General features: G+C 68.0%; 10 protein-coding genes. 7 read left to right on the top strand and 3 right to left on the bottom strand.

Annotated features, from left to right (window positions below):
* Window positions 1-5: 5 nt before the first annotated feature.
* The 3 genes from QOL68_RS08045 to purD all read right to left on the bottom strand — a co-directional run bounded on the left by QOL68_RS08045 (window position 6) and on the right by purD (window position 2,988).
* Window positions 6-929: an alpha/beta fold hydrolase gene (locus tag QOL68_RS08045; RefSeq protein ID WP_282949063.1), complete on the bottom strand. Its 924-nt coding sequence runs from the start codon at window positions 927-929 to the stop codon at window positions 6-8.
* Window positions 930-1,036: 107 nt separating this feature from the next.
* Window positions 1,037-1,651: a helix-hairpin-helix domain-containing protein gene (locus tag QOL68_RS08050; protein ID WP_282949062.1), complete on the bottom strand. Its 615-nt coding sequence runs from the start codon at window positions 1,649-1,651 to the stop codon at window positions 1,037-1,039.
* A 59-nt stretch (window positions 1,652-1,710) separates the two neighbouring features.
* The gene (gene purD / locus QOL68_RS08055) at window positions 1,711-2,988 is read right to left on the bottom strand and encodes a phosphoribosylamine--glycine ligase (RefSeq protein WP_282949061.1); all 1,278 of its coding nucleotides are present in this window, start codon (window positions 2,986-2,988) and stop codon (window positions 1,711-1,713) included.
* Here purD and xseA point away from each other — a divergent pair.
* The 7 genes from xseA to QOL68_RS08090 all read left to right on the top strand — a co-directional run bounded on the left by xseA (window position 2,987) and on the right by QOL68_RS08090 (window position 13,761).
* On the top strand, window positions 2,987-4,414 hold the full coding sequence (xseA, locus tag QOL68_RS08060) for an exodeoxyribonuclease VII large subunit (RefSeq protein WP_282949060.1): 1,428 nt from the start codon (window positions 2,987-2,989) through the stop codon (window positions 4,412-4,414). The two genes, purD and xseA, sit on opposite strands and share 2 nt — an antisense overlap.
* A gap of 75 nt (window positions 4,415-4,489) precedes the next feature.
* Window positions 4,490-4,696 carry a DUF2093 domain-containing protein gene (locus QOL68_RS08065; protein ID WP_282949058.1) on the top strand — a complete coding sequence of 69 codons (207 nt, stop codon included), beginning with the start codon at window positions 4,490-4,492 and terminating at the stop codon, window positions 4,694-4,696.
* Window positions 4,697-4,722: 26 nt separating this feature from the next.
* Entirely contained in the window at window positions 4,723-5,619 is an 897-nt protein-coding gene (locus tag QOL68_RS08070) for a M23 family metallopeptidase (RefSeq protein ID WP_282949056.1), read from the top strand.
* 257 nt (window positions 5,620-5,876) lie between these two features.
* Window positions 5,877-8,999, top strand: coding sequence for a TonB-dependent receptor domain-containing protein (locus QOL68_RS08075; RefSeq protein ID WP_058455176.1), 3,123 nt, complete (start codon window positions 5,877-5,879; stop codon window positions 8,997-8,999).
* Between the two features lie 87 nt (window positions 9,000-9,086).
* Window positions 9,087-11,090: a sulfotransferase gene (locus tag QOL68_RS08080; protein ID WP_282949054.1), complete on the top strand. Its 2,004-nt coding sequence runs from the start codon at window positions 9,087-9,089 to the stop codon at window positions 11,088-11,090.
* Entirely contained in the window at window positions 11,087-12,244 is a 1,158-nt protein-coding gene (locus QOL68_RS08085) for an aspartyl/asparaginyl beta-hydroxylase domain-containing protein (protein WP_282949052.1), read from the top strand. The genes QOL68_RS08080 and QOL68_RS08085 overlap by 4 nt, the downstream gene beginning before the upstream one ends.
* Window positions 12,241-13,761: a putative 2OG-Fe(II) oxygenase gene (locus tag QOL68_RS08090; RefSeq protein WP_282949050.1), complete on the top strand. Its 1,521-nt coding sequence runs from the start codon at window positions 12,241-12,243 to the stop codon at window positions 13,759-13,761. The genes QOL68_RS08085 and QOL68_RS08090 overlap by 4 nt, the downstream gene beginning before the upstream one ends.
* Window position 13,762: the final 1 nt, after the last annotated feature.

Here is a 13,762-nt window from a genome sequence, read left to right on the forward strand (position 1 = left end):
GCGGGTCACCCGTTGACCAGAAAATCGTCCATCGCCGCGTTGACCGCATCGGGGGCTTCCCACGGCACGAAATGGCCGCAGCCCGGAACCTTCACGATCGACACATCCGGGACCAGTTCCTCCATCCCGTCGAGGTTGCACGCGGGCAGCGCAACGTCGTCGAGCGCCCAGACCACCAGGGTCGGGATCGTAAGTTTCGGGAAGGGCGCCGCGGGCGGTTCGGCATAGGGCTCGTCCATCGCGGGCACGGCCATCGGCGAACCGCGATACCAGTTGATCATCGCGCGGCAGGCGTCGCGGTCCTCCCAATCCTTGAGCAGCCGCGCGATCTCGTCGGGCGGCTGGATGCCGCCGCTCGGCACCCGGTCTGCGAAGGCGTGCGCCAGGATACCGGCGATGCCATGCTCCTCGATGATCGCGTCGCTCGCAGGGTCGCGGAAGGTTCGGATATACTGGCTGGCCGCGCGCTGTTCGGGGTTGGCGAGCAGCAGGCGCTGGAAGATCGCGGGATGCGGCGCGTTGGCGATCACCGCGCGCGTCACGCGTCCAGCCCATCCCGGATGCAGCCCGCCCGGCTGTCCGCCGAGCGCGACCCCCCAGGCGATCGCCCCGCCCCAGTCGTGCCCGACGATCGTGAAAGTCCCGACGCCCAGCGCGTCCGCCAGCGCGAAGACGTCGGCGATCAGCTTGTCGGGCGTGTAGGATTCGGCGTCCTGCGGCTTCGACGACCCGCGATAGCCGCGCTGGTCGGGCGCGATGCAGCGAAAGCGGTTCGCGAAATGCGGCAGCTGAAAGCGCCACGTGCGGTGCGATTCGGGGAAGCCATGGAGAAAGACCAGCGCCGGCGCATCGCGTGGCCCGACATCGACGACGTCGAGTTCGACGCCCGTCGAAAGCCTCACCCGCTGCTGCTCGAAATCACCGATCATGCATCGCTCCTTTGGTTTCGTTTCGAAACCAGATGTGGCGGCGATCGGCGCGGCTGGCAAGCGGCAACGGGTGATGGCGCTGGTGGGGCGGCGGCTGGTGTCGGTCGTCAGCTGCCCTGTAATTCCCCACCCAGCGCACCATATTTCGCCTCGAACCCGGCCTTGTCGCCGCGGGCGAGATAGCCGGCCTGGTCGACGATCGCATCGCGCGCGATGCGCCCCTGGAAGGCGCCGAGCTGTGGGTCGATGACCGCGACGTCGGCGTCGGTCCAGTCGGCGATCTGCTGAAAGCGGGTTACGCCGAGGCCGTTCAGCAGCGCGACCATCTTGGGGCCGACGCCCTTCAGCAGTTGCAGATTGTCGGCCTTGGCCGCCGGTGCGGGGGCCGGTTCCGGCGCAGGCTGCGGCTCGCGCGTGGGTTCGGGAGCGGGCTCGGGTTCGGGAGCGAGCGGCGTCTCGGCGACGGGCTCGGGTACCGGTGGAGGAGGCGGAGGAGGGGCGGCGACGGGCGCGGGCGCCGGTTCCTTCGGTTTGAAGCGCGCCGGCTCGGCGGCGATAATCTCGGGCTTCACCGCTTCGAGCGGTTTCTTCGGTTCGTCGGACGGCGCGATCGGGGTCTCGATCTCTTCGGCCTTGTTGCGCCCAAAGAGCCACCACAGCAGCACGACCGCGACGACCAGTCCGACGACTGCGATGATCCAATTTTCCTGAAGCCACGCCATGACGATCTCCCTGTAATGTGGTCAGCCTATGCGGACGCGTCAGCGCCGTCCAGCGCGGCCTATTCCGACTCGCGCGCGACTTCGCGCCAGCCGATATCGCGGCGGCAGAAGCCGCCCGGGAAATCGAGTTTGTCGACCGCGGCATAGGCGCGCGCCTGCGCCTCGGTGACGCTCTTGCCAGTCGCGGTGACGTTGAGGACGCGGCCGCCGGCGGCGACGAGCGTCCGGTCCTCGCGCGCGGTGCCGGCGTGGAAGACGCGCACGCCGCCCGCTTCGGCGTCGGCGATGCGGCGGATCGCGCCGCCCTTGTCGGGGGTGCCCGGATAGCCGTTCGCCGCCATGACGACGGCGAGGGCATAGTCGTGCGAGAAGGTCGGGGTGTGGGCGGTCGCGAGTGTCCCGGTCGCGGCGGCGTGAAGCAAGGCGGCGAAGTCGCCCTTGAAGCGCATCATCAGCACCTGGCATTCGGGGTCGCCGAAGCGGCAATTATATTCGATGAGCTTCGGACCTTCGCCGGTCAGCATCAGCCCCGCGAAGAGCACGCCGACGTACGGCGTACCCTCGGCAGCGAGCCTCGCCACCGTCGGGCGGACGATGCGGTCCATGACCTGCGATTCGAGCTCGGCGGTGAGCACCGGCGCGGGGCTGTACGCGCCCATGCCGCCGGTGTTCGGGCCAACATCGCCGTCGCCGACGCGCTTGTGGTCCTGCGCGCTGCCGAAGGCGATCACGTCCTTGCCGTCGGAGAGCGCGAAGAAGCTCGCTTCCTCGCCGATCATATACTCCTCGATCACCACCTCGGCGCCGGCGCTGCCGAAGGCGCCGTCGAACATCTCCTCGATCGCGGCTTCGGCATCTTCGCGCGTTTCGGCGATGATCACGCCCTTGCCCGCGGCGAGGCCGTCGGCCTTGATCACGACGGGGATCGCGAAGCCTTCGAGCGCCGCGAGCGCTTCCTCGGCCGATGTGCAGCGGACATAGCCCGCGGTCGGGATGCCGGCGCGCGCGCACAGATCCTTGGTAAAGCCCTTCGATCCTTCGAGGCGCGCGGCGGCGGCACCGGGGCCGAAAGCGGGAATGCCGATCTCGCGGAGGCGATCGGCAAGCCCCGCGACGAGCGGCGCTTCGGGCCCGACGACGACGAAGTCGATCGCATGCGCCTTCACGAAGGCGATCAGCCCATCGAGGTCATCGGCGGCAATCGGCACGCATTCGGCGTGGAGTTCGATTCCGGGGTTGCCGGGCGCGGCATAGAGCTTGGCGCAACTCGGCGATTGTGCCAGTTGCCACGCTAACGCATGTTCGCGGCCCCCAGAGCCCACCAGCAGGATATTCATGTCAGTCCCTTTTCCCGATCCGGCGTCCGACGATGGCACCGAAGCGCGGCTGTTAGCCGAGGCTTCGCCGGGGGACAATGCGCCCGATATGACCGTCAGCCAATTGTCGGCAGCGATCAAGCGGACAGTCGAGGATGGTTTTTCCCGTGTCCGCGTCCGCGGCGAACTGTCGGGCGCGAAACGCGCCGCATCGGGGCACTTCTACGCGGCGCTGAAGGACGAAAATGCGCTGATCGACATGGTGATGTGGAAGGGGCAGGCGGCGCGCCTTGCTTTTCGCCCCGAAGACGGGATCGAGGTGATCGCGACCGGCAAGCTCACCACTTACCCGGGGCGCTCGAAATATCAGCTCGTCGTCGACACGCTGGAAATTGCGGGCGAGGGCGCGCTGATGCTGCTCTTCGAGAAATTGAAGGCGCGGCTCGGCGGTGAGGGGCTGTTCGACCGCGAGCGCAAGCAGCTGCTCCCCTATCTGCCAGAGGTGATCGGGGTCGTGACCTCGCCGACCGGCGCGGTGATCCGCGACATTCTCCACCGCCTCGCCGATCGCTGCCCGACGCGCGTGATCGTGTGGCCGGTACTGGTGCAGGGCGAGGGCGCGGCCGCGCAGGTCGCGAATGCGGTGCGCGGGTTCGACGCACTTGCCCCCGGCGGGCCGGTGCCGCGCCCCGACCTCGTGATCGTCGCGCGCGGCGGCGGGTCGATCGAGGATCTGTGGGCGTTCAACGAAGAGGTCGTCGTGCGCGCGATCGCCGATTGCCGCATCGCGACGATCAGTGCCGTGGGGCACGAGACCGACGTGACGCTCGCCGACTATGTCGCCGACGTCCGCGCGCCGACGCCGACCGCGGCCGCCGAAATGGCGGTGCCTGTCCGCGCCGAACTGCAGGCGCAGCTTGCGACTTGGAACGGGCGGATCATCGGCGCGGCGAACCGCCAGCACGCGCTGCGCGGCGAACGGCTCGCGGCGCTGGCGCGGCATTTGCCGAAGCGCGAGGCGCTTTATGCGCCGCAGCGTCAGCGGCTCGACGACAATGGCGACCGGCTCGACCGCGCGCAGCGGCACCGGCTCGCGGTGACCGGCGAGCGGCTCGCGACGCGCGCGGGGGCGCTGCGGCCCGCACTGCTGACGCGGACATGGGACCGCGAGCGCGCGAAGCTCGAAGGGCTCGGACGGCTGCTGACCTCGCTCGATCCGCGCGCGCTCCTGTCGCGCGGCTATGCCATGGTGCGCGATACCGGGGGTGCGATCGTGACCACCGCGACCAAGGCGCGCGATGCGGGCCATCTGCGCCTGATCTTCGCCGATGGCGAAGTGCCGGTCGCGGCAATCGATGGCGATGCGCCGCCACCGCCGAAGCCTGCGCGAAAACCCGCGCCTCCGCACGGAGCGTCGCCGGGGCGGGGGCAGGGCGAGCTGTTCTGATCGGGCGCGGGGGTGGCCGAACGCCGCATCGATGCTATATCGACGGTGATACGAGAAGATTTACGGAATGGACCCATGTTGATCGCCAGCAGCAACCGCCTCGCCCGCCTGCACTATGGACCGAACGGGTTTCGCGTCCTGTCGCCCGGCGACCATGTGCTCTGCGCGGTGAGCGGCGTGCCGATCGCGCTCGACGAATTGCGTTACTGGTCGGTCGCGCGGCAGGAGCCCTATGCGACCGCCGCCCTTTCGGTGCAGGCCGCGCTCGAACATAAGGTATGAGGCCGTCGAGATTTGGACCGTGGCCGATGGTCGCGGTGCCGCTGCTTGTCATTGCCGCAGGCTGTGTTCCTTCATCCGAGGCGCCCGCAAGGCCCACGCCGTCGCCCGTCACGAGCGCTCCGGTCGCAGTCGCGCCGCCGCCGCCCGCCGAACCGGTTCGCGCCGATTTCACGCTGCGGGGCGTTCCCGAACAGGGCGCGGTCATCGTCGGGCGGGCGCCGAGCGCCACGCAGGCGTTGACGCTGGACGGCGCGCCGGTGCCGCTGGCGGCCGATGGCGGCTTCCTGATCGCCTTCGATCGCGATGCCGGACCCTCGGCGCGCCTCGTCGCGACGCTGGCGAGAGGCCGCACGGTTGAACGCACGCTGAGCATCGCGCAAGGGAGCTGGCGGATCGAGACGATCAACGCGCCCTATCGCGGCAGCGCGTCGAGCGATGCCGAATTCGAACGCCGCCGCCCCGCCGAACTGGCGCAGATCGCCGCGGCGCGCGCGACGCCGGTGCGTTCCGATGGCTGGCGGCAGGCGTTCCGCTGGCCGGTGACCGGGCGCCTGTCGGGCCTTTTCGGGTCGCAGCGCGTCTATCAGGGCAAGCCCGGCGCCTATCACAGCGGCACCGACGTCGCGGTGCCCGCGGGGACGCCCTTCGTCGCGCCCGCCGACGGCGTGGTGACGCTCGCCGCGTCCTCGCCCTTCACGCTCGAGGGCAATCTGCTGATCGTCGATCATGGCATGGGGCTGTCGAGCGCCTTTCTTCACTGCCAGCGGCTCGACGTGAAGGTCGGCGACCATGTGGTGCAGGGGCAACAGCTCGGCACGGTCGGGCAGACCGGACGCGCGACGGGCCCGCATATGCACTGGGGCCTGAAATGGCGCGATGCGCGGCTCGACCCTGGCAAGCTGGCTGGCCCGATGCGGCCCTGACCGCCGTTCGCGGGGGTTCGTTGTAATTTTATTGCGCGTCTTGGCGCAGCTTTATTCGATTTTTCCGCACTGCCGGGCGCCATGTTGCAAATTCGTCACAATGACCGGCGAAACGGCCACGCGCGCCGGGAATTCCCTTTACTCCAGATGAACGAAAGATCATCCCGCTCCGATCAGGGTGCGTTCGTCATGCGTTTTTGACGCCGATTTTTCGCATTCGGGTATCGTAACCAACTCAGTAGCAAGGGACTGCAACTGTGAAGAAAACCCATTTTTCCGCACTGCGGCTGGGCGCTGCCCCGCTCGTTCTCGGCGTCGGCCTGCTGGCCGCTGCGCCGGCGATGGCGCAGGACGCGCAGGGAAGCGAAGACAGCGCAACCTCGGGTGACGAAATCATCGTCACCGGTACGCGTATTCCCCAGGCCAATCTCGAATCGGCCGCTCCCATCACCGTCGTCAGCAGCGAAGACATCAAGTTGCAGGGCACGACCCGCGTCGAAGACCTGCTGAACTCGCTGCCGTCGGTGTTCGCGAGCCAGAACTCGACGACCGCCAACGGTTCGGACGGCACCGCGTCGGTCGACCTTCGCGGCCTCGGCACCACCCGTACCCTCAGCCTCGTCAACGGCCGCCGCCTGCTTCCGGGCGACCCGAGCCCGTCGAGCGGTTCGGCCGCCGACATCAACATCATCCCGGCCGCGCTGCTGAAGAACGTCCAGGTCCTGACCGGCGGCGCCTCGGCGACCTACGGTGCGGACGCTGTTGCCGGCGTCGTCAACTTCGTGATGGACACCGACTTCACGGGCTTCCGCGTCGACGCGCAGTACAGCCTGTTCCAGCACAACAACCGCAACAAGTTCCTGCCCCCGCTGCTCGATCGCCGCGGCTTCGGCTATCCGCGCGGCAGCACCGCCGATGGCGGCACGATCGACGTCACCGCGACCTTCGGTGCGGCGTTCGACGACGGCCGCGGCCACATCGTCGCCTATGCCGGCTATCGCAAGGCGAACGAAATCACGCAGGCCAAGCGCGACTACAGCTCGTGCGTGCTGCAGAACAGCGGCGGCGGTGCCCCGCAGTGCGGCGGCTCGCTGACCAACTCGGCGGGTACGGCGATCCTGTTCGACCCGACGCTCAACACGGCGTCGTCGACGGTGTACAGCTTCCTGCCGGGCGGCGGGTTCGAAAACACCACGTCGCGGTACAACTTCGCGCCGACGAACCACTATCAGCGCCCCGACGAACGCTATACCGCGGGCCTGTTCGCGAACTATGAGATCAACGAGTCGATCAAGCCGTATCTCGAGTTCATGTTCATGGACGACCGCACGGTCGCCCAGATCGCCCCGTCGGGCAACTTCGGCAACACGCTGACGATCAACTGCGACAACGCGCTGATGTCGGCCGCCCAGCGCGCCATCATCTGCGCCAATCCCAACCTGATCAACGGTTATATCGGCAACTTCCCGACCGCGGTTGCGGCGCCGTACAACCCGACCCCGGGTGCGGCTCCGCTGGTGTTCACCGACACGCTCGGCAACACCTACAACCAGGCGTTCCTGCAGGTGCTTCGCCGCAACGTCGAAGGCGGTCCGCGCCAGAACGACCTGCAGCACACCAACTATCGTGCGGTGATCGGGACGAAGGGCGACCTCGGCAAGGCCTGGTCGTACGACACCTATTACCAATATGGCCGTTCGAACTACACGCAGGTCTATTCGAACGAATTCTCGGTTGCCCGTCTCGGCCGCGCGCTGAACGTGATCGACGATCCGCGCACCGCGGCGTTCGACCCCGTCTGCCGCTCGGTCATCGACGGCAGCGATCCGAACTGCGTCCCCTACAACATCTTCAACGGTGCAGGCGGGGCAAGCGCGGCTTCGGTCAACTATCTGTCGGCGACCGGCTTCCAGAAGGGCTATACGTCCGAACAAGTCGCCAACGCGTCGCTGACCGGCCAGCTTGGCGAATATGGCATCACCTCGCCGTGGGCGACCGATGGCGTCGGCGTCAACCTGGGCTTCGAGTGGCGCAAGGAATCGCTCGACCTGCAGACCGACAATGCTTTCCAGACCGGCGATCTCACCGGCCAGGGCGGCGCGACGCTGCCGCTGTCGGGCAGCTTCCGGGTCTATGAATTCTTTGCCGAGACCCAGATGCCGATCATCCAGGACAGCTTCATCTATGAGCTGACCTTCAGCGGCGGTTATCGCAAGTCGTGGTACAAGACGAGCGCCGACCGCAAGTATGACACCGACACGTACAAGCTGCAGCTCGAATTCGCGCCGATCCGCGACATTCGTCTCCGCGGCCAGTACAACCGTGCGGTGCGTGCGCCGAACATCCAGGAGCTGTTCGCCACCCCGACCGTCGGCCTTGCCGGTTCGAGCGATCCGTGCGCCGGTACGCCGGTCACCGCGACCGACTATGGCTGTATCGCGCAGGGTCTCGCGGTGGGTCAGGGCACCACGCCGAACCCGGCCGGCCAGTATAACGGCCTGCTTGGCGGCAACCCCGACCTGACGCCGGAAAAGGCGACGACGAAGACCTTCGGCGTCGTCCTGCAGCCGAGCTTCCTGCCGCGCTTCTCGCTGACCGTCGACTATTTCGACATCAAGCTGAAGGATGCGATCCAGCCGCCGGCACAGGATGCGATCCTGAAGGATTGTACGCTGAACGCCACCGCGACGTTCACGCCCTTCTCGTGCAGCCTGATCAACCGCGACGCGGCGGGTTCGCTGTGGCTGACCCCGGGCGGCTATGTCGACAACACGCCGTCGAACCTCGGTAAGGTCCGCACCAAGGGCATCGAAATCAACAGCGCGTACAGCCATGAAATTGGCGATTTCGGCACGCTGTCGATGAGCTTCATCGGTACCTATCTCGACAAGTATCGCGTCGATAACGGCATCACCGAAGCCTATGACTGCGCCGGCCTCTATGGTCCGGTGTGCTCGGGCGGCGGCACGACCGCCGGCGGTTCGATGCTGCCGAAGTGGCGCCACAAGCTGCGCACGACGCTGCAGACCGCAGGCGGCATCGGCGTTTCGCTCCAGTGGCGCTTCATCGGCAAGGTCAAGGCCGAAACGTTGGACGACAGCCAGTCGCTGGCCGGCGATTTCAACTTCGATCCGGGTCTGCACATCAAGTCGTACAGCTACTTCGACCTCGCGGGCACCTTCGCGATCGGCGACAGCTATACGTTCCGTCTTGGTGTGAACAACATCTTCGACAAGCAGCCGCCGTTCGTCACCTCGGGTAGCGCTATCCGTGACGGTTCGAACCTTTGCCCGACCGGGCCTTGTAACGGCAACACCTACCCGGGCACCTACGATGCCCTCGGTCGGTATCTCTACGCGGGCGTGACGCTGGACTTTTAAGGTCCGGAATTCGTCCTAAGATAGGGGGCGGCGGGTCGCAGGACCGGCCGCCCCTTTTTTTGATTCGAACCGGTGGACCAAGACGAGATGCTCGATTCCAGAACTGCCGACGCGCTGCGACAAGCCGTGGGCGCCGCCCGTTCCGGCGACGTCGCGCGCGCGAAACTGCTTGCCGAGGACGCCTTGTCCGAAGGCGGCGACAAGGCCGCGCTCAACGCCTTTCTCGGCATGTTGCAAGCGCGCTCGGGCGACCTCGCCGCGGCGGCGCGCCATTTGCAGGCGGCGCACGAAGCCCGCCCGACCGACACGACGATCGCATGCAACCTGATCGCGGTGCTGATCGAGAAGGGCGACCTTGCCGCGGCGCTGGCGGTCGCGACGGCCGACCTCGCCAAGACCGATCCGACCTTGCGCATCGCGCGCTATCGCGGCTTCGTCGCGCAATCGCTCGAGGATTTTCCGACCGCGGTCGAGGCCTATGAGCATGTCGTCGCGGGCGAGCCCGGCGATTTCGAAAGCTGGAACAATCTCGGCAATGCGCGGTCGGCGATCGGCGACCTTGAGGGCAGCGTGACCGCGCTCGAAAAGGCGATGGCGCTCAACCCGCACGCCCCGCCGACGCGCCTGAATCTCGCCGTCGCGCTGCGCTCGGTCGGCCGCGTAGAAGAGGCCGAAGCGCTGCTGCGCCGGACGTCGGAGGAATTTCCCGACGACGCGCGCGCGCTGCACGAGCTGTATGTGCAGTACAAGAAGGAGGGGAAGCAGGACGAGGCGATGGCGGCGCTCGAAGCCGCAATTGTCCGCGATCCCGAGAATGCCAATCTCCAGCTCAAGTTTGGCGTCGAATGCGGATTGATCAATCGCGTCGACGAGGCCGAACAGGCGTTTCGCAAGGTGCTCGATCTCGACCCGACGGTGGTCGATGCCTATGTCGGGCTGACCGTCCAGTTCGAGCACAGCAACCGCGAGGAGGAGTTCGCGCCGCTGATTGCGCGCGCCGAGGCGCATGGCATCGACGAAGGCACGCTCGCCTTCATGCGCGCGTTTGAATTTCGCCGTGCGAAGCGTTTCGACGAGGCGCTGGCCAGTCTCGCGCTGGTGCCGCCCGACCTTCAGCGCGAGCGCACGACGCATTTGCGCGGACAGCTTCTCGACCGGCTGGGCCGCGTCGACGAAGCCTTTGAGGCGTTCAGCGAGACGAACCGCCTGCATCAGGAATCGCAGACCAATCCGCTCGAGCGCTCGGCCGAGCTTCGCGCGCAGGTGCGCGACGACCTGGCTTTCATGACCCACGAATGGGCGGCAAGCTGGCCCGCTGTCGAGGGCGGGGACGAACGGCCCGATCCGGTCTTCCTGCTCGGCTTCCCGCGCTCGGGGACCACCCTGCTCGACACCATCCTGATGGGACATCCGGACACCGTGGTGCTCGAGGAACAGCCGCCGCTGAACCTCACCGAAAAACATGTCGGCGGGACGGCCGCGATCCCGGGGCTCGACGCGGCTGCTGTGGCCGACGCACGGCGTTTCTATTGGGACGAGATCGCCAAAGTCGCACCCGAGCCGATCGCGCCGGGCAAGATGCTGATCGACAAGTCGCCGCTGTTCCTGACCAAGGCGGTGCTGATCCAGCGCCTGTTCCCGAACGCGCGCTTCATCCTCGCGCTCAGGCATCCGTGTGACGTGCTGCTGAGCTGCTTCATGAGCAATTTCCGGCTCAACAACGCGATGTCGAACTTTCTGCGGCTGGAGGATGCGGCCGAATTCTACGACCTCACCTTTTCGCACTGGGAGCGCGCGAACGCGCTGTTCCCGCTCAAGGTCCACACGATCGTCTATGAGCGGCTGGTCGAGGATGTCGGCGCCGAAGTGCGGCCGCTGTTCGACTTCCTCGGGCTCGAATGGCGCGACGAGGTGCTCGACCACCAGGCGACCGCGAAGAAGCGCGGGCTGATCACCACCGCAAGCTATGCGCAGGTCGTCGAGCCGATCTACAAGCGCGCCGCCGGGCGATGGGAGGGCTATCGCAAGCATCTGGAGCCGATCTTCCCGATCCTCGAGCCGTGGGTCCGAAAATTCGGATACAGCCTGTGAGCGCCGACCGCGCCGCGCTGGTCGCCGAAGCCGATCGCGCGCTCGCGGCACAGGATTTCGCGCGCGCCGCCGCGCTGCTCGAACAATCGCTCGCGATGGGCGAGGATTTTCCGGTGTTGCTCCGGCTCGCAGGGACGCACCGCGCGGCCGGACGTCCGCGCGTCGCGCTCGATGCGGTGCATCGCGCGCTGACGCTCGCGCCGCTCGACTTCACCGCGCTGATGATGCGTGCGAGCCTGCTCGACCGGATCGGCGATCCCGGCGCGGGCGAGGCGTGGGGGCATGCGATCGCGCAGAAGCCCGCGGATGCCTTGCCGCCGCAGCTCGCTGCCGTGCTGGCCGAGGGCGAGCGCAAACATGCGGCGTGGCTCGACACCAAGGAGGCGCATTGGGCGGCGCGGACGACGGAGGCCGAAAGCCGTGCCGATGCCGAAGAGCGTGCGCGGATCGCGCGCTTTCGCAGCAATGCGCTGCGCCGGACGCGCGTCTATCACAGCGAACCGACGCATTTCCATTTTCCGGGGCTTGCCGAGCGCGAATTTCATCCGCGCAGCCTTTTCCCCTGGCTCGCCGAGATCGAGGCCGCGACCGACACGATCGCGGCGGAACTGGCCGCGGTGATGGCGGCCGAGCGCGCCGAGCTCGTCCCCTATGTCCAATATGCGGCGCACCAGCCGCTCGCGCAGTGGCGGGCGCTCAACCACAATCCCGACTGGACGGCGATCCACCTGTGGCGGAACGGCCGCCGGATCGAGGCGAACGCGCGCCACTGCCCGCGGACGATGGAACTGCTGGGGCTGGTCGACCAGCCCGAGATCGCGGGGGCGTCGCCCAACGCGCTGTTTTCGCTGCTCGCGCCGGGCACCGCGATCCCGCCGCACGTCGGCTACAACAACACGCGCCTTGTCTGCCACCTGCCGCTCGTCGTACCGGATGGCTGCTGGTTCCGCGTCGGCGCCGAGACGCGCGACTGGGAGCGCGGGCAGGCGTTCGTCTTCGACGACACGATCGAGCATGAGGCGATGAACCCGAGCGAGCAGTTGCGCGTCGTTTTCATCTTCGACCTCTGGCACCCCGATCTCCGCCCTGCGGAGCGCGCGGCGGTCGCGGCGATGATCGGCAGTGCGCCCGACGCCGTGCCGGAGAGCCTGTGAGCTTTGCCGCGCGACTTGCCGCGGCGCGGCGCGGGCAGGCCGACGTCGATGACATCGCCGATCTTGCACGGCTGGCGCTCGACGAGGGCGAGGAGGAACAGGCGTTGCCGCTCGTCCTCGCTGCCGCGTCGCGGGCCGATACCGCGCGGCTGTGGCAATGGGCGGGGCTGTTGCAGCGCGGGCTCGACGCGCACGCCGATGCGATCGACAGTTTCGCGAAGGCGGCGCGACTGGCGCCGGACGATGCGAGCATTGCGCACGGCCGCGCGTGGGTTGCCTTCGAGGCGGGGCTCGACGCGGTGTCGTTATTCGAGGCGGCCGAGCGGCTGGGGCCACCGAACGGCGATGTGCTGATCGGCCTTGCCGCGGCGCGCTGGGCGGCGGGTCAGGGCGAGGCGGCCGAGGCCGCGCTCGACGCGATCGTGGCGCAGGTGCCGCTGTGGCTGCAAGGCCATATGCAGCTCGCGCAGCTGCGTGCGCTGATGGGACGGCGCGAGGCGGCGACCGCGTCGTTCGAACGCGCGCTGGCGCAGGAGCCGGCGTCGCTGCCGCTCTGGCGCGGCCTGCTCGACCTACACCTCCAGCGCGAGGATCATACGGCGCAAGTCGAGGTCGTCGCGCGCGCCGTGGCGGCGGGCGTCGCCGAAGCCGATGTTGCCGACCACGCCGCGATCGCCGCCGCCGAGCTGGGGCAGGCCGATCGCGCCGACCGGCTGTTCGAGGCGCTACCGGGCGAAGCGATGCGGATCGGGACGCGGATATGGCGGGTCCGCTACCTCTTGCGCAGCGGGCGGTTCACGCAAGCCGGGCCGATGGTCGACGCCGAGATCGAGGCAGGCGGTGCGCGGCGCGCGGCAGTCTGGCCCTATGCACTGCTGCTCTGGCGGCTGACCGACGATCCGAGATACGCATGGCTTGGGGGCGATCCCCGCTTCGTGCAGACCTTCGACCTCCGAGACCGGCTGCCGCCGCTGGGCGAGCTGGCGGCGCACCTGCGGACGCTGCACGTCGCGCGGAGCGAATATCTTGACCAGTCGGTGCGCGGTGGGACGCAGACCGACGGTCCGCTGTTCAGCCGGATCGATCCGGTGACGCAGGCGCTCCGCGCCGCGGTGGTCGAGGCGGTCGACGCCTATGTTGCCGCGCTTCCGCCGCCCGACGCGGCGCATCCGCTGCTTGGGGTCCGGCGCGAACGGCGGCGGCGTTTTGCGGGAAGCTGGTCGGTGCGGCTGCGCGGCGCGGGATATCACGAAAACCATGTCCATCCGCAGGGGTGGATCAGTTCGGCGCTCTATGTCGCCTTGCCCGAAAAACGCCCCGGCGATGCGCCCGAGGCGGGCTGGCTGACGCTGGGCGAGCCGCAGGCGGCGCTGGGGCTCGACCTGCCGCCGACCCGGATGGTCGAGCCGGTAGCGGGGCGGCTGGTGCTGTTTCCGTCGTGGATGTGGCACGGGACCAGGCCGTTCGTCGAAGGGGAACGGCTTACCGTCGCCTTCGACGTGGCGCCACCGCGCTGAA

The sequence above is a fragment of the Sphingopyxis sp. Geo25 genome, from assembly GCF_949769135.1.
Lineage (GTDB): Bacteria > Pseudomonadota > Alphaproteobacteria > Sphingomonadales > Sphingomonadaceae > Sphingopyxis.